Origin of the sequence: Corynebacterium sp. CCUG 69979 (assembly GCF_024454095.1) — a bacterium.
Lineage (GTDB): Bacteria > Actinomycetota > Actinomycetes > Mycobacteriales > Mycobacteriaceae > Corynebacterium > Corynebacterium genitalium.
Genome location: NZ_JAGPZA010000002.1, coordinates 61,252 through 77,603 on the forward strand (window position 1 = coordinate 61,252; position 16,352 = coordinate 77,603).

Below are 16,352 nucleotides of genomic sequence, written 5' to 3' on the forward strand. Positions count from 1 at the left end.
GGGGAGATCGTTACCGATGGCGAGGAGGAGGGAGAGCTCGTCGTCAAGGGAAGTCTTTATGGCCTTCCAATCCTTCCGAAACTCGGTGTTCTAGCGGCAAGCATATACCCCGCAGTACCAATTCGGAAATATCTGTCGGAATCTGGCGCTGTGCGAGACTAATGCGTCCGAATACACCGGTTTTCCGAAACATCGTTCCGAAACGAGCAATATTCCTAAATCAGTTGCAGCCGGCCCGCCCCTGCCTTAGCCTGAATCTTGTGACTTCCTTCAACGCCCAGAATCAGTGGTGGTGGCGCGCATAGCTGCGCGCCGTAGTCAGTCACCCCTCTCGGCCCGCAAGCTTGACCCTCCAAGCGCAGCGGGCCTTTTTGTATCCAGCACAACCACCACAGAGAGTCAGAAACACCCCCATGAGCACATCCCCTCCACGCGTGACGCACATTGACGTCCGGTACCACGAGGACGCCTCCGTCCTCTTCCAGCACATCGGCGGCACCGAACTGTCAGACACGGTGCTGCTGGAGAGCGCCGACATCACCACGAAGTCGGGGTTGCAGTCGATGGCGGTGCTCGCGGCTTCACTGCGCGTCACGTGTAACGACTACAACGTCGTGGTGGAACCGCTGAGCCCGGAAGGGGAGAGGATCGCCGCCGACCTGGGCGAACAGTTGGCGGAGTTTGCTAGCGGGGACAACACGTTCACGTTCCCGCCGTCGTCAGCTGACGACGAGCGCGAGCGTCTCACCGCCCCCAGCACCGTCGAGGTTCTGCGCGCGCTGACACAACACCCGGAGTCGATGCTCGTTGGCGGGTTCGCCTTCGACTACCTGGCCACGTTCGAGACAGTGCCTGAGGTAGGGGAGAGCACGAACACCTACCCCGATTTCCAGTTCATTCTCGCGGAGATTGTCCTCACGATTGACCACAGGAATCAGACGGCGAAGCTGACGGGGATGGAGGACGTCGATAAGCAACTGCGGAAGTACGAAGAGCTGATCCGCGCCGCCTCCACCGAGAGATCCAAGATCGCCGGTGAAGAGAAAACGCTCACGGTGACGACGAGCTTGGATGACGCGGAATTCCGCCGCGATGTGGACAAGCTGAAGGACAATATCTACAACGGCGACATCTATCAGGTCGTGCCGGCTCGCGCGTTCACGGCGAAGTGCCCGGACGCGTTCGCTGCGTATCAGTGCCTGCGCGAGACGAACCCGTCGCCGTACATGTTTTACGTGCGCGGCTTCGACCGCAACCGCGAGCCGTACGAACTCTTCGGCGCCTCGCCCGAGTCCAACCTGAAGTTCTCGGCCGCGACGCGCGAGGTGCAGCTCTACCCGATCGCGGGCACGCGGCCGCGCGGGGCAACCCACGAGCTGGACACGCGCATGGAGCTTGAGCTGCGTACCGACGCAAAGGAGATCGCCGAGCACACCATGCTCGTCGACCTGGCCCGCAACGACATGGCCCGCGTAGCTGAGCCCGGCACCCGCCGCGTCCGCGAGCTGTTGCAAGTGGACCGCTACTCGCGCGTGATGCACCTTGTTTCACGTGTAACGGCGACTCTCGCGCAGGACCTCGACGCGCTCGATGCGTACCGCGCGTCCATGAACATGGGAACACTAACCGGTGCGCCGAAGCTTCGCGCGACGGAGCTCATCCGCGAGATGGAGGGAACTCGCCGAGGTTCCTACGGTGGCGCTGTCGGGTACCTGCGTGGGGACGGGGAGTTCGACACCTGCATCGTCATCCGCTCTGCCTACGTCCGAGACGGGGTTGCCACCGTCCAGGCGGGTGCTGGCGTCGTCCGCGACTCGAACCCTCAGGCCGAAGCCGATGAGACGCTCCACAAGGCCTATGCCGTCCTCAACTCGATTGGTCTCGCGCAGAACGCCCGATTGGAGGTCATCCGATGAGCAAGCTCGTTCTCCTGGATAATCAGGACTCCTTCGTCTACAACCTGGTCGACGCGCTCTCCGGCTTCGACGCAACGGTCTTCCGCAACACCGTGTCCGTCGACGCGGTGTTGGGCGCCGACCCGGACGTCATCATCCTCTCGCCCGGCCCCGGCTACCCGGCCGACGCTGGGTGCATGATGGAGCTCATCGAACGCGCACTAGGACGCATCCCGATTCTCGGCATTTGCCTCGGCTACCAGGCACTCATCGAGCACTTCGGCGGCACCGTCTCGCCGTGCGGACCCGTCCACGGTGTGTCCATTCCCATGCGGCTCACGGATGACGGGCTGCAGAGTTCGCTTTTCGACGGTCTCGTCATCGACGGCGGACCCGAGCACCTCGAAGAGGGCCGCCTCGTCCCCGTAGCGCGGTACCACTCCCTTGGGACGGTAGATATCCCGGACGGGTTAGTCGCCCTGGCGCGCACGGAAACACAGGTCGGCGACGTCGTCATGGCAGCGGAGTCGGAGGACGGTATGTCGATCGGGCTGCAGTTCCACCCCGAGTCGATTCTTACTCTCGGTGGACCGATCCTGCTGGAACGGTGTGTGAAACAATTGTTGGGCAAATCCAAGAAAGGTGGCAATGATGGCTAGTGACAAGGCATTGGAGACGTTCCGCTCCTTCATCGATAAGAAGGACCCGACCTTGGAGGAGGCTGTAGCCGTCTTCACCCCGTTGACCGTCGGCGACTACGACGATGTGCACATTGCCGCGCTGCTGGCAGCGGTGCGCACCCGCGGCGAGACGTTCGCCGACATTGCCGGTGCCGCCAAGGCCTTCCTCGCGGCCGGCCGTCCGTTCCCGATCACGGGGGAGGGACTCATGGACTCTGCCGGCACGGGTGGCGACGGCAAGAACACCATCAACATCTCCACCGCCGCCTCTCTGGTCGCCGCCGCCGGAGGCATCAAGATGATCAAGTGCGGCAACCGTTCAGTGTCGTCCAAGTCCGGCTCGGCCGACGCGCTCGAAGCGCTGAACATCCCCCTCGACCTCGACCCGGAGCGCGCTGTCCGCCAGTTCGAAGCGTCCAACTTCACCTTCCTGTTCGCCCCTGCGTACAACCCGGCGATCGCGCACGTCCAGCCGGTGCGCAAGTCGCTGGGCATTTCCACGCTGTTCAACACGCTCGGCCCGCTGCTCTCTCCCGGCCGTCCGGAGTACCAGATCATGGGCATCGCTAACCCTGCGCTCGGCCAGACGATCGCGGAGACGATGCGCGAGCTGGGCCGCGGCCGCGCCATGATCGTCCACGGTTCCGGCACAGATGAGATCGCCGTCCACGGACCCACCGAAATCTGGGAGCTCGACCGCCAGGGCAACATCGAGCACTACACCGTCGAACCGTCCGACTTCGGCCTGCCCACCTACACCCTCACCGATCTCGAGGGCGGCAACGGTGACGAGAACGCTGCCGCGATCCGGGCGATCTTCGACGGCACTGCCCCCGATGCTCACCGCGACGCTGTCGCCGCCACCGCAGGCGCCATGTTCTACCTCTATGGGGAAGCCCCAGATTTCAAGGCAGGAACCGAGCGCGCACTGCAGTTGCTTAACGACGGCACAGTCCGCGACTGGCTCTCCACCCACGAAGGTGCAAACTATGCCCTCTGACCTGCAACAACGCGATCCTAGCCAATCTGACGGTCTTCCGACCGTTCTCGAGGGGATTGTAGAGGGTAGAAAACGTCACCTTGACGATATTCGCGGCCGCATCGCTCACGTCGATCCCGCCTCCCTTCCCCGCTCCGAGCGCTCTCTTTACGATTCGCTCGCCCGCCCGGGCGCTCAGTTCATCATGGAGTGCAAGGCGTCCTCGCCCTCGCTCGGTACGATCCGCGCGCATTACGAGCCGGGTGCTATCGCCTCGATCTACTCCCGTTACGCCGCGGGTATTTCCGTACTGTGCGAGCCAGACCGGTTCGGGGGAGACTACGACCATTTGGCCACCGTCGCTTCGACCACGCACCTGCCAGTGCTGTGCAAGGACTTCATCATCGACGAGTGCCAGATCCACGCCGCGCGCTATTTCGGCGCCGACGCGATCCTGCTCATGCTCAGCGTGCTAGACGGCGACACCTACGCCCGCCTCCACGCTGAGGCAGATCGCCTCAACCTTGACGTTCTCACTGAAGTCATCGATGAGGAGGAAGCTGCCCGCGCCACCAAGCTCGGTGCGAAAATCTTCGGCATTAACCACCGAAACCTGCACGATCTCTCGATTGACCTTGGCCGCTCGGCCCGCCTGGCTCCGCTCGCGCCCGAAGGTGCCCTCGTCGTCTCCGAGTCGGGCATCCGTAATGTCGAGACGGTGCGCCAGCTCGGTGGACACTCGGACGGATTCCTCGTAGGATCCCAGCTCACGGGCGAACCAGACATTGACTGGGCTGCCCGCATGCTCGTGTACGGCCCCAATAAGGTCTGCGGCCTTACCTCGTGGTCGGCCGCCCAGGCTGCCCGTGCGGCTGGCGCTGTCTACGGCGGCCTCATTTTCGAGGAAGCATCGCCGCGAAATGTTTCACGTGAAACAGCGGAAGACATCATTTGCCACGAACCCGGTCTGCACTATGTGGCCGTGAGCCGCCGTACCGAGAACTGGGCGGAACTCGTCTTTCCGGGCATCCACGCCGTGCAGATCCATGCGCCTTACCAGGGGAGTGTCGAGGCAGAACTCGACCTGATCGAGCGCGTCCGTACTGAATGCCACTCAATTGACCCGGAGCTTCAGATCTGGCGCGCTGTCTCCATGACGGATGGAAACCCAGAGTGGGCGCAAGGGATCGTCGATAAGCTTGATGCGCTCGTGCTTGACGCTGGCGCCGGTGGCAGCGGAACCACCTTCGACTGGGGCCAGATCCCCGCAGGAATCAAGTCTCGCTCGCTCCTCGCCGGCGGAATCGGCCTGGATAATCTCGAGGATGCGCTGGCTGTGGGCTGCGCGGGGGTCGACCTGAACTCCGGGGTAGAGTGGTCCGGCAAGAAGGATGCGGGCAAGATCCGTCAAGCGTTCACCACAATCAGGAATTTCCATTACTGAGTTTGACTCAATACGAAAGGGAACACCCATGAGCACACTCCTACCCGCGTATTTCGGTGAGTTTGGCGGACAGTTCGTCGCCGAATCGCTGCTCCCGGCGCTGGACCAGCTGGAGCAGGCGTTTGTCGACGCGTGGAACGACGAGGAGTTCATGACCGAGTACCGCGCTCTGCTGCGCGACTACCTCGGCCGCCCGACGCCGCTGACGGAAGCGAAGAACCTCACCGCGGGCAACGACTATGCGCGCATCTTCCTCAAGCGCGAGGACCTCGTTCACGGCGGTGCTCACAAGACCAACCAGGTGATTGGGCAGACCTTGCTGGCGAAGAAGATGGGGAAGACCCGGGTCATCGCCGAAACGGGCGCCGGTCAGCACGGCACCGCGACCGCGCTGGCTGCCGCGCTCATGGATTTGGACTGCACCATCTACATGGGCACGAAGGACATGGAGCGCCAGGCGCCGAATGTGTGGCGTATGCGTCTCATGGGAGCGGAGGTCGTCGGAGTCGACTCTGGTTCTGGCACGCTCAAGGACGCGGTCAACGAGGCACTGCGCGACTGGACCGCAACGTTCCACAACACTCACTACTTGCTGGGCACCGCTGCTGGCCCGCACCCGTTCCCGACGATCGTGCGCGAGTTCCACAAGGTGATCTCGGTGGAGGCGAAGCAGCAGATGCTCGAGCGCACTGGCAAGCTGCCGGATGTGGTCACGGCGTGTGTCGGCGGCGGTTCCAACGCGATCGGCATGTTCGCCGATTTCATTGAGGAAGACGGCGTCGAGCTCGTCGGCGCTGAGCCTGGCGGCGAGGGCATGGATACCGGCCGCCATGGCGCGGCCATCAACGCAGGCACGATCGGCATCCTGCACGGCTCCAAGTCCTACGTCATGCGCGATGAGGACGGCCAGATCACCGACTCCCTGTCCATCTCCGCTGGCCTGGACTACCCGGCTGTCGGCGCGCAGCACTCGCACCTCGCCCAGACGGGCCGCGCGTCCTACATCGCCGTTCCCGACAACGAGGCCGTCGCGGCGTTCCAGATCCTCTCCCGCAAGGAAGGCATCATTCCCGCGCTCGAGTCTTCCCACGCGCTCGCCTACGCTTTACGACGCGCCGACGAAGCCGCCAGCACCCGCACCCCCACAGACATCCTCGTCTCCCTGTCCGGCCGCGGCGACAAGGATGTCACGCATGTGCAGCAGACCCTGGAAGACAACCCGGATCTCGTTGCCGATTTCACCACCGATGCAGCCACGGAGGGCAAATAACCATGTCGCGTTTTGAACAACTCTTCGCTGACCTCGAGGCGAAAAACGAGGGCGCGTTCGTCCCCTTCGTGATGCTCGGCGACCCGAACCCGGAAGATGCCATCGACATCATCTCTGCCGTCATCGAGGGCGGCGCCGACGCACTTGAGCTGGGCGTTCCCTTCTCCGACCCGGTTGCCGACGGCCCGACGATCCAGAACGCGCACCACCGCGCGCTTGTCTCCGGCGCGACCGTGGCCAAGGCGCTCGACCAGCTTCGTGAGGTCCGCCGCCGCTACCCGGACGTGCCGATCAGCATGCTCATGTACTCCAACGTCGCCTACGTCCGCGGGTACGAGCAGTTCTACCGCGAGTTCAAGGAGGCAGGCGCCGACGCCATTTTGCTTCCCGACGTCCCCGTCCGCGAATCCGCACCCTTCGTCGCCGCCGCGACCACGGTTGGTGTTGACCCGGTCTTCATTGCCCCGGCGAGGGCAACCCCGGAGGTTCTCGAGGGCATCGCCGCGAATTCCCGCGGTTATATCTACGGCGCGTCCCGCGACGGTGTGACCGGCACCGAGCGGGAGTCCCAGACCCTCGGTCTGTCCGACGTGGTCAACAACGTGGCGATGTATGGCGGCGCTCCGATCCTGCTGGGCTTCGGCATTTCCGAGCCGCACCACGTGTCCGACGCGATCGCAGCGGGTGCTGCCGGCGCCATCACCGGCTCCGCCATCGCCAAGATCATTGACGAGTGGGTGGGCGGCGACCACGACGAACCCGTCCACATCACCGACATGGATGGCCTCCGCGCCGAGCTGAAGGACTACGTCGCCTCCATGAAGGCAGCTACTGTTAAGGCATGACCGAGAACTCCCAGACCCCCCGTTGCTCACGCCGTCTGTTCCTCGTCGGCTCCGCCACTACCGTCGCGGGCGCGTTCCTCGCCGCGTGCGGCAAGCCCGCCACGGCTGAGATCGCGGCGACGCAGGTTCCGGTGGGGAGCGCTGTGATCGTCGATAAGCTCATCATCGCGCAGCCGACGGAGGGCGAATTCCTCGCGTATTCGACGGTCTGCCCGCACCAGGGAAACCCGATTTCGCAGGTCAATGGCGATACCGTGCGCTGCCCGGCGCACGGGTCCAGCTTCGACATCGCCACCGGAGAGCCTGTCGAGGGCCCGGCCCAATCGGGTATGACCCCCGCGCCCGTCCGCCAAGAAGGCGACACTGTCGTGGCGGGCGGGGAATAATGGCGATCTACGTCCGCACCACCTTGACCGTCCTGGGCGCGGGATCCGTGGTCAACGTTGCTGAACTTGCCGAGCTCAACGACCACGAGTGCCGCATGGTGCGCATGATCGAGCTCACCCCAGACCACGTGATCATGGGCGCATTTATCGACGGCAAGATCGCCGGGCAGGCCAACGAACCCCTCGACACCGTCCCTCACCCGGACACCTACGACCAGTACGAAGGACTGGAGGCGGAGAGACTTCCCGCCGAGCACTTCGAGGGTCTGTGGGCCGAAGCGCGGGCCAAGTTCCCAGAGCTTTAGAACCAGCGTTAGAACGGTGGCGCGTCCTCCGCATGAACTTGGGCCGATTCTTTGAGTGTGTCTTTGTGCGCTTCCTTAGGTCGGAACGGGAACTCCCGGCCGAACTCTTTCTCCAAACCGGCGATGGCAGTGAGGCACTCGTCGAGGGTTGAGGTTCCGGTGTCGTAGTCGTCGATAAGCTTGTGCCCGAGTGCGAAAAAACGGGTCTTTTTTCGGTGCAACCCCAAGATGTCTTCTAGCGAGTGCTGCCACTTTGGGGCCGTTGGCGTGACTTGAGAGTGAATGAAGCCTTCGGGGTCGGTGCGCTGGTACGTCCCGTCGGGGAAAAGCCAGACAAGCTCGCCGGTCACGGGATCGGGGATGTAATACGCCCTGCGGTCAGTTTTCATGTTGTGGTGGTGCGCGCAGAGGCTGAAAAGGTTCGATGCAGTGGTTTCCCCGCCTAAATCGAAGGGAACGCGGTGGTCGATCTGGCACTTCCAGGCCGACACCGTGCAACCGGGGAAGCGGCACGTGCCGTCGCGGCCGCGGACGTATGCCTTGATGTCCTCCGGTGGGGAGTAGCTGTTCACGGTGCGGGTGGCGGCTTCGTCGAGATTCACAACTTTGACCGAGTTCTTGTCGGCGCTAGACAGCATGTGGTTGAACATCTCTGTGCCGGGCACTGTGGTCCAGCCGAATCCGGGGAAGTAGGCAGGGGCCGCCGAGTTCAACGAACCGTCCTCGGTCAGGGGAGTGTACGCGTAGATCTTGGCCCCGGGAGCCGGGGTGATCTCACCATTCAGGAGCTTGAGGGCCGCATCGGATTGGGTCAGGCCGTGGGCGCGGGCGGTCTCGTCGATAGATGCTTTGGTGGCGGCGATGGTCGCATTGTCGCCGACCATGGTGAGGCCCGCAGTGCCCGTGCCTGCCATCGCTTCTTGAAAAGAGATCTCGCATTCACCGGGCGGGGGAGGATCCTTCTCCTCGCGTTTTTTACGCTTCTTCTCGTTGTATGCCACCCTGGAATCGAGCTCCGCGATGAGTTCGCGCAGACGTCGGGTGATGGTTGCACGAGTGGGGAGGGGCTGATTCATCCGTGTCGGGGTGAATAGGGTGACCAACAGCTCGTCGATAGTGGAATAGACCTCTTCCGTGGCGTTGATACCGAGCTCCGCTATGCGGACGGCAATCGCATCGAGACGATCAATGTCCAGCAGTTTGGTCTCCTTCTGGAGCGCGCGGAGGCGGGGCAGATCCCGCAAGCTCATGTAACCCACCACGGCCCTCTCGGCCGGCGCCCGGCGCAGGCCCGTGTACGTGCACAGGACCGCAATCTCCCGGTCGAAGTCCTTCGAGCAGACCGGCCCCTCCTCACCGTCACTGGACGCGTACCTGCCGAACATCGCGTACTCGCCCTCCCGGAACTGCCTCCCCGCAGCGGCGAGTGGATCGCTCGGATTGTCGGTTGCAAAAAAGGCCGACTTCTTCTTGCGCTCCTTCGTCATTGTTCCCCCTTAGCAGTTGTGTTCGAATGCTATGCACACATCATTGCATATGGGGTGGACACTCACGCTTAACTTGCATGAACCATTAGCCTCTGTGTTCGAACGCTCACGCTAACGAGCAGGTCAGCTGGCTCAAAAAGTACATTCTCCGAACGGTGCCTTAACCGAAGACACCTGACGTGTAGGCAGCAACGGCGCCGCCGACCGCAGCCGTGATAACGCCAAGCGCGATCAACCAGTTCAGCGTGTTGCCCAGCTCGTAACCGCGAGCAGCGTCCCATTTCATAGAGCTGCCGAGCACGGCATTTGCGGAGTGGTTTTGCTCGAACTTGCCGGCGTTGGCGGCTACGCGGTCCTCAAGAAACTGATCGTCGTTGATGTCCAGGCCGTAAATCGCCTCGATGAGGGGAGCGATGTGCCCCATGCGCACGGCCTCCTCCCATTTCTGCCGCAGTTCCTCGTCGGTCGCGGTGCTGGAGTTCTCCTGGATGTAGGACGGCGAGCTGAACTCCAACATCGGCTTGATGGAACTCGTGTCGTCAACGGGGCGGTTGACCTGGGCGTCGGCAGGCGTAGCAAGGCTAAGCGTGAGAGAGACGGCGGCGGCGGATGCGATAGCTGTGCGGAGGATGCGCTTCATACTGCGAAGCCTAAAACCCCACAGGCTTTTCAGCAGCGCATTAACGCGTTGTTCACCCGAGCACCAGGTTCAGCCGACCACCACATTCACCAGCAGCATGTACACGGCGGTGCCGGTGAGGATGGAGAGGCCGGCACTGCGCCTCCACACGTGGAGAAAAAGGGTGACCACTCCAGCAATGAGGGCTGGGACCAGTCCACCTGGGGCATCCAGCGCGCTAGCCAGCGTGTACACGACAAGCACGGTCATGACGCCGACCGGCATCGTCGCACCGAGGAACTCAATCAGCGCGCTGCCCTTGAGCACGCGCAGAAACGCGAAGGGGAGCGCGCGCAGCAACACCGTCACCACTGCGACGGGCACCAGGACGGCTGCGACCATGGTGAGGGTCACGCCGTCGGGAAGCCCCAAAGAATCACCCATTATGTGTTCCCTCGCAGCTCAAGGCGCTTATCGACGCCCGGAAACCCGTACCGCAGCAACAGCACCACGAAGTAGGCTGACAACCCCGCCATGAGAATCGCCGACGGGGCGAGCACGGCCACGAGCACTGCGATCCCGGCGGCGGTCAGAGGCAGGGAGAAGTCGCGGTTGGATTGGAACGCCTCGTACGTCAACACGATGAACAGGGCGGTCAGGGCGAAGTCCATTCCCTGCACGCTGTCCGGAATGACCTGCCCGACGAGCGCGCCAATGATGCCGGGGATGACCCACATCGCTTGGCAGCAGGCTTGGATGGCCAGGACGTGCCGGCCGGTGAGTTCGGAGTGGGGGGTGGTGGAGGTGATGGCGTAGGACTCGTCGGTAAGCGAATAGGTGCTGTAGGCCTTGCCGGCGGGACTGTCGATGAGATGGCGGGGGAACGTGAGGCCGTAGAAAATGTGCCGGAAGTTCACCATGAAGCCGGTGACTGTGGCTGAGAGCGGCCCAACGCCACTGGCGACCATCTGCACGGCGAGAAATTCCATCGAGCCGGCGTAAATGACGATGGAGAAGATCGGCGTCCACCACCAGGCGAAACCGGCCTGTGTCATGACCAGGCCGAATGCGAGACCGAGCGGAATGAGCCCAAGGCCCACTACCCACAGATTGCGCATCTAGTTGTCTTCTGGGTTCGCGGGGAACGTGGAGAACAATGGCAGCGGCATCGGCTGGCGGCGCATGACATCGCTGTACAGGTCGGTGTTCGCGGGGGCGATGACGTCGCTCGGCAGGGCGGGCGCGACGTACCAGTCGCCGCGTTCGATCTCCTCGTCGAGCTGGCCGGGCTCCCACTCGGCGTAACCGGCGAAAAGGCGCATGCCCTCAAGCAAACCCTCGACGGTTTCCGGCTCTGTGCGCAGGTCAACGTGCACGAGGCGGTTGGCCAGGCGGGTGAACTCGGGGTGATCGTCGATCACCGTGCCGGACTTGGTCACGCCGACACCGATCGCCGCCTGCGGGCCGACGGGGCCGCCGATGTAGAGCGCCTGCGGATTGGCCACCTCGGGAAGCCATTCGGGCAGGACATTGTGGACGGCGACGTCGCTGCGCCGGTTGAGCACCGCGCCGAAGGAGTGGGTCGCGGTGTGCTCGATGACAAGGACGATGGAGCGGACGAATTCGTCGGAAAGCATGCCCGGCGCCGCGACCAGCAACATGCCCGGCCCCGGCTCTTCGCGCTCGAGGGCGGTGAACAATCTATCCGCGTAGAAAAACTCAGCCATTTTCTGCCTCCCACCACGCCTTGAGCTTTGCGACGGCCTCATCACGGCCCAGTTCACCGTGTTCCAAGCGGAGATCCTTCATGTATTTCCACGCCTTGCCCACCTGCGGGCCGGGTTCGAGGCCCAAGATCTCCATGATCTCATTGCCGTCCAGGTCCGGGCGCACGCGAGCGAGATCCTCCTTGGCAGCGAGGTCCGCGATGCGCTCCTCGAGATGGTCGTAGGTGCGCTGGAGACGCGCCGCCTTCTTCGGGTTACGCGTCGTGCAGTCCGCTCGGACGAGTTTGTGCAGGCGGGGGAGAAGGTCTCCCGCATCGGTCACGTAGCGGCGCACGGCGGAATCGGTCCACTGACCTTCCCCGAAACCGTGGAAGCGCATGTGCAGGTAGACCAGCTGACCCACGTCCTCGATGACGTGCTTCGGGTACTTCAGTTTGCGCATCCGCTTGCGCGTCAGCTTCGCACCGACAACCTCGTGGTGGTGGAAGGACACCCCTCCGCCCGGCTTGGCCTCGCGGGTGTCCGGCTTGCCGATGTCATGCATGAGCGCCGCCCAACGCAGCTTCAGGTCCGGTCCTTCTTCTTCCAGCTCGGTGGCCTGGCGCAGCACAGTCAGCGAGTGAGCGTAGACGTCTTTGTGCTGCATGTGCTCGTCGCGCTCGAGCTTGAGCGCCGGGATCTCCGGCAGCACGTGGTCGGCCAGGCCCGTCTCCACGAGCAGGTCAATGCCCTCCCACGGCTGCACGCCGAGCATGAGCTTGTCCAGTTCCGCCTGCACGCGCTCGACGGTGATGCGGCCTATTTCTTCCGCCATGTCCGTCATCGCACGCTTCACCCGCGGCGAGACGTGAAACCCCAGCTGGGAGACGAACCGGGCCGCCCGGAGCATGCGCAGCGGGTCATCGCGGAAGCTGACCTCCGGCTCCTGCGGGGTGTCCAGGACGTGGTTCAGCAGGTCTTTCAGGCCGTCGACGGGGTCGTGGAAATCCAGCGCGAGTGAATCCTCGCCGTCGGCGACAAGGAGCTCGATCGCCATTGCATTCACGCGAAAGTCGCGGCGCACCAGATCGTCGTCAATCGCGTCGCCGAAGGTGACTTCGGGGTTGCGTGTGACGCCGTCGTACAGATCAGCGCGGAAGGTGGTGATCTCCACCTGCTGGCCGTCCTTGACTGTCGACACGGTTCCGAATTCGATACCGGTGTCCCACACGGCCTCGCCCCAGCCGCTCAAGATGGCTTTGATGACGTCGGGGCGTGCGGACGTCGTAAAGTCCAGGTCATTGCCGAGTCGGCCGAGCATCGCGTCGCGCACCGGGCCGCCGACCAAGTAAAGGGACTCGCCCCGGTCGTGGAATTCCCGCACCAGCGATGTGAGCAGGCCTTCAAGCTCGCGCACCGCTGTTTCCGCCCGGGCGAGCAGCCCGATGAAGGCTGTGGAATCGCCCTTCTCGGGAAAATTGAAAAGCCCGGCAGGGTCGGTGTGGTTCTCGCTCGCGGTCCTCGGGGTCACGGCCATAACCATACTTGGGGTGGTCTCAAGTTCCATATATAAGTCGTGGGCGGATACGATCTGATCTCATGGCTGACTCTCCGAATCCCCCGAAGCGCAGGCGGCGCCGGCGCGGGTCGAGTCATGCCCAAAAGGGGGAGCAGAAGCAATCCCAAAAACGACAACAAAAGCACCAGAAGCAACCCCAAAAATCCCAGAAACAACAGCCGAACAAGCGTCGCCGCAAGCAGCGCCCCCAGAACTACCGCAAGCCGCACACCAGCCAGTACACGACGGACCACAAGATGGAGACCCGGGACGAAACGTCCGCGGGCGGTTTGGTGGTCTCCGGCATGGCGGAAGCAGTGGCTGCGGACGGCAGTGTGGACCTGAGCAGGATTTATGTCGCGCTGATCGGGCGCCTTGACCGCCGCGGCCGCCTGCTGTGGTCGATGCCGAAGGGCCATGTGGAGCCCGGTGAGCACCAGTGGGACACGGCCCGCCGCGAGGTGTGGGAAGAAACCGGCATTTACGGCGAGCCCTTCGAGGACCTCGGCCTGATCGATTACTGGTTCGTGTCTGACGGCGTGCGCATTCACAAGACCGTGCACCATAACTTGTTGCGCTATGTCGACGGGGTGCTTAACGACGAAGACCCAGAAGTCACCGAAGTCGCCTGGGTCCCCGTCAGCGAGCTGATGGAGCACCTGGCGTATGCCGACGAACGCAAGCTGGCCCGCATCGCCTTCGACAAAATGCCAGCATTAGCGCGTGCCGAGAAACGTGCCGGAAGGATCACGCCGCGGTGATGAAGGCACGGATCTGCGCAGTCGTGGCAGCAGCAGTGGTGGCAGTCTGTGCTTCCCCCGCGCACGCCGACCTGCCGGTGCCGATGGATCCGCAAAACTCGGCCGTGGCCTCGCAGTGGGTCAATCCGCAGATTCGCGCGAGCGACGGCAGCGAGAACATCACGCTCTCGCTTGTCGACGCTCCCTCTACCGCCGATTCCGGCTCCACCGTCGACGCGATTGTGCGGGTGCGTAACGACGGCGATGAGCAGATGGACAACCTCACGGTGACTCCCCGGCGCGGACCTGTCTCCGGGTCTGTCTCCGATGCCCAGGTAGCAACGATTGCGGCGCCGGGGGAGTACACGGTCGCCGGTGACACGGTCGAGGTGCCGAACCTGTCCGCAGGGGAGGAAGCCGAAATCACCGTGCAGGTGGATGTCTCGGACCAACCGCTCGCGGCGACGTTCCCGATCATGGTCGTGCTGGAGCAGGAAGGCACCCACTTAGATAGCGAGCGCTGGCACATGGCCGTGCGGGGTGATCTGCCCGAGGAGCAGACTCCCGCGGGTGTCTCGGTGCTCTACCCGGTGAGCGCACCGGTGGACATTGTGCCGGGGGAGACCGGCGAAGCTCCGAACAGCCCGCCGTTGATTCTGGCCTCCGAGCAGCTCGCGGATCAGCTCGAACCTGGGGGGCGCCTGGATCAGTTGATCGAGACGTACGCGGAGACCACCGACGACACTGGCGTCGCTGACGCCACGTGTCTCGCTCTCGACCCCGCGCTGGTGGACACAGTGGACCGAATGGCGCAGGGGTACAAGGTCGACGACGATCGCCCATCCCCGGGCCGCCAACGCCAGCGCCTGCGCGATTCTTGGGGCCGTGAGGACGCGGCCTTCATGGATGCCGCGCCGGGCCGGGGCGCAGAGGATGCTGCTGCCTGGCTAGAGAAGGTCAAGGCCGCGAGCGCGTCTGGCTGCACGGTGGCACTGCCCTGGGCGAATGCTGACTTGAACGCCATCGCCCGCACCGGTGATAGGTGGCTCATGCGCGAGGCCGTCGAGCGCGGGCCCTTCACCTTGGGCCGCGTGCTGGGTACTCCCATCGTGCAGAACATAGTGGTGCCTGGCGCGGGCTACCTCACCCCGGAGTCTGCGCCGGCGATGGGCTGGGCGGACCACAGCAGGTCGACGGTGCCGCAGGTCGGCATGCAGAGCGCGTGGGAAAACGAGCAGGCTGAAACGCAAGACGGGCCCGGCGGCAAGATCGAGGGCGACCAGCAGACCACGCTGGACACCCCGACGTTGCCCAGCACTGAGGATGTCGCGGCGCCGGAACCGTCCAAGCCGGTGCGCGTGCTCGTGGCGGACAACACCGTGCCGGGGGAGCGCTTCGCCACCGCCACACCCGGTGTGGTGACGGTGGGCTTTGATGATGCGCTGGCCAGTACGCTTGCTGCGACCGGCAGCCACCCGGAGACCACCGGTTACTCCCAGGAGAAGCTGCGCTACGACTACTCGATGGATTCGGTGGCGGCGCGCGATCTCACTGCGGCATCGGCTATCGCGACGGCAGCGCGCACGGCGGGGGAGGAGCCGGTGCTCGTCAATCCGCCGGCGGCGTGGGATGCGTCGACAGCACAGCAAGTCATGGGTACCGTGGGGGAGCTGATGAGCTCCCGCATAGCCGAGCCGATGCCACTCGAGGAGTACACGCGCCCTCCGGAGCAGATTGATCAGGCGGGCCTGGAGGCACTCGGCACGCCGTACAACGACCCGACTGTGTACTCCGACACGGAGATCCTCAACGCGGGCCAGCAGGCGCGCTACATCGACGACCTCACATCCATCCTGGCCAACGAGAACAACATCGCTCTGACCCGCTACGGTTACACCCTCCCGCTGCGGTTGGATCTGCTCGCCGCGCTGCCGGTCACGCACCGCCGTTCTCTGACCTACTACTCGGATGCGGAGTTGCGCACCCGCACGCGGCTCAATGGGGGGCGGGATACGTTGGGGGCGATCAAGTCGTCGATAAGCTTGATCCCGCCGGGGAATGTGTACACGCGCACGTCGGAATCCTCGCCGCTGCTCATTGTCGCGGAGAACGGGCTGCCGCTGCCTGTCGACGCGTCGATTCTGTATCAGGGGCCCCCCGACGCGAAGCTGAATACTCCGGCGGAGTTCCGCATCCCGGCGCGCGGTTCGCTCACCCTCCAGATGACGGCGGACCTGCCGCAGAACAATAAGCGCACTGACCTGCAGCTGTACCTCTCCACGCCGGATAATCGGCCGATTTCTCAGCCGGTGAACATCGCTGTGCAGACGGCCGGCGGGGCGCTTGCCACCCGGATCCTCGTCGCCGGGCTGGCGGTGCTGTTCGCGTTGGCGGTTCTTTTCCAACTCGGGAAACGGCGGAGAGAGCACTAGGATTGA

16 protein-coding genes are annotated in these 16,352 nt (G+C 63.8%); 10 read left to right on the forward strand and 6 right to left on the reverse strand.

Annotated elements, in window-relative coordinates; translation table 11 throughout:
* Positions 1 to 413: 413 nt before the first annotated feature.
* From KBX18_RS01955 to KBX18_RS01990, 8 genes are read left to right on the forward strand one after another with little or no spacing between them, the layout of a single operon-like run.
* Positions 414 to 1,916, forward strand: a complete 1,503-nt coding sequence (locus tag KBX18_RS01955; RefSeq protein ID WP_255994619.1) for an anthranilate synthase component 1 — start codon at positions 414 to 416, stop codon at positions 1,914 to 1,916.
* A complete protein-coding gene (locus KBX18_RS01960) occupies positions 1,913 to 2,554 on the forward strand; it encodes a gamma-glutamyl-gamma-aminobutyrate hydrolase family protein (RefSeq protein ID WP_255994620.1) in 642 nt (213 codons plus the stop codon). Before KBX18_RS01955 ends, KBX18_RS01960 begins: the two co-directional genes overlap by 4 nt.
* Positions 2,547 to 3,575 (forward strand): anthranilate phosphoribosyltransferase, encoded by a 1,029-nt coding sequence (trpD, locus tag KBX18_RS01965; RefSeq protein WP_255994621.1) that lies wholly within the window; start codon positions 2,547 to 2,549, stop codon positions 3,573 to 3,575. Before KBX18_RS01960 ends, trpD begins: the two co-directional genes overlap by 8 nt.
* The gene (gene trpCF, locus KBX18_RS01970; RefSeq protein WP_005287768.1) at positions 3,565 to 4,998 is read left to right on the forward strand and encodes a bifunctional indole-3-glycerol-phosphate synthase TrpC/phosphoribosylanthranilate isomerase TrpF; all 1,434 of its coding nucleotides are present in this window, start codon (positions 3,565 to 3,567) and stop codon (positions 4,996 to 4,998) included. Before trpD ends, trpCF begins: the two co-directional genes overlap by 11 nt.
* Positions 4,999 to 5,026: 28 nt before the next feature.
* Positions 5,027 to 6,268, forward strand: coding sequence for a tryptophan synthase subunit beta (gene trpB, locus KBX18_RS01975; protein WP_255994622.1), 1,242 nt, complete (start codon positions 5,027 to 5,029; stop codon positions 6,266 to 6,268).
* Between the two features lie 2 nt (positions 6,269 to 6,270).
* Entirely contained in the window at positions 6,271 to 7,113 is an 843-nt protein-coding gene (gene trpA / locus KBX18_RS01980; protein ID WP_005287761.1) for a tryptophan synthase subunit alpha, read from the forward strand.
* Entirely contained in the window at positions 7,110 to 7,499 is a 390-nt protein-coding gene (locus KBX18_RS01985; RefSeq protein ID WP_005287758.1) for a Rieske (2Fe-2S) protein, read from the forward strand. Before trpA ends, KBX18_RS01985 begins: the two co-directional genes overlap by 4 nt.
* Entirely contained in the window at positions 7,499 to 7,804 is a 306-nt protein-coding gene (locus KBX18_RS01990; protein WP_255994623.1) for a hypothetical protein, read from the forward strand. The genes KBX18_RS01985 and KBX18_RS01990 overlap by 1 nt, the downstream gene beginning before the upstream one ends.
* Before the next feature lie 8 nt (positions 7,805 to 7,812).
* On the opposite strand, the gene KBX18_RS01995 is transcribed toward KBX18_RS01990, so the two are convergent.
* The 6 genes from KBX18_RS01995 to KBX18_RS02020 form a co-directional block, all read right to left on the reverse strand.
* Positions 7,813 to 9,291: an HNH endonuclease signature motif containing protein gene (locus KBX18_RS01995; protein ID WP_255994624.1), complete on the reverse strand. Its 1,479-nt coding sequence runs from the start codon at positions 9,289 to 9,291 to the stop codon at positions 7,813 to 7,815.
* A 160-nt stretch (positions 9,292 to 9,451) separates the two neighbouring features.
* Positions 9,452 to 9,931 (reverse strand): hypothetical protein, encoded by a 480-nt coding sequence (locus KBX18_RS02000; protein ID WP_255994625.1) that lies wholly within the window; start codon positions 9,929 to 9,931, stop codon positions 9,452 to 9,454.
* A gap of 69 nt (positions 9,932 to 10,000) precedes the next feature.
* Entirely contained in the window at positions 10,001 to 10,354 is a 354-nt protein-coding gene (locus tag KBX18_RS02005; protein WP_255994626.1) for a branched-chain amino acid transporter permease, read from the reverse strand.
* Complete coding sequence (locus KBX18_RS02010) at positions 10,354 to 11,028, reverse strand: AzlC family ABC transporter permease (RefSeq protein WP_005287747.1); 675 nt, start codon at positions 11,026 to 11,028, stop codon at positions 10,354 to 10,356. The genes KBX18_RS02005 and KBX18_RS02010 overlap by 1 nt, the downstream gene beginning before the upstream one ends.
* A complete protein-coding gene (locus KBX18_RS02015; protein WP_005287744.1) occupies positions 11,029 to 11,637 on the reverse strand; it encodes a YqgE/AlgH family protein in 609 nt (202 codons plus the stop codon).
* Positions 11,630 to 13,153, reverse strand: coding sequence for a CCA tRNA nucleotidyltransferase (locus tag KBX18_RS02020; RefSeq protein ID WP_255994627.1), 1,524 nt, complete (start codon positions 13,151 to 13,153; stop codon positions 11,630 to 11,632). Before KBX18_RS02020 ends, KBX18_RS02015 begins: the two co-directional genes overlap by 8 nt.
* Positions 13,154 to 13,215: 62 nt before the next feature.
* Between KBX18_RS02020 and KBX18_RS02025 the strand changes: the two genes are divergently transcribed.
* Together KBX18_RS02025 and KBX18_RS02030 are read left to right on the forward strand one after the other, a co-directional pair.
* The gene (locus KBX18_RS02025) at positions 13,216 to 13,935 is read left to right on the forward strand and encodes an NUDIX hydrolase (RefSeq protein WP_255994628.1); all 720 of its coding nucleotides are present in this window, start codon (positions 13,216 to 13,218) and stop codon (positions 13,933 to 13,935) included.
* Complete coding sequence (locus KBX18_RS02030) at positions 13,935 to 16,346, forward strand: DUF6049 family protein (protein ID WP_255994629.1); 2,412 nt, start codon at positions 13,935 to 13,937, stop codon at positions 16,344 to 16,346. Before KBX18_RS02025 ends, KBX18_RS02030 begins: the two co-directional genes overlap by 1 nt.
* The last annotated feature ends 6 nt before the right edge of the window (positions 16,347 to 16,352 follow it).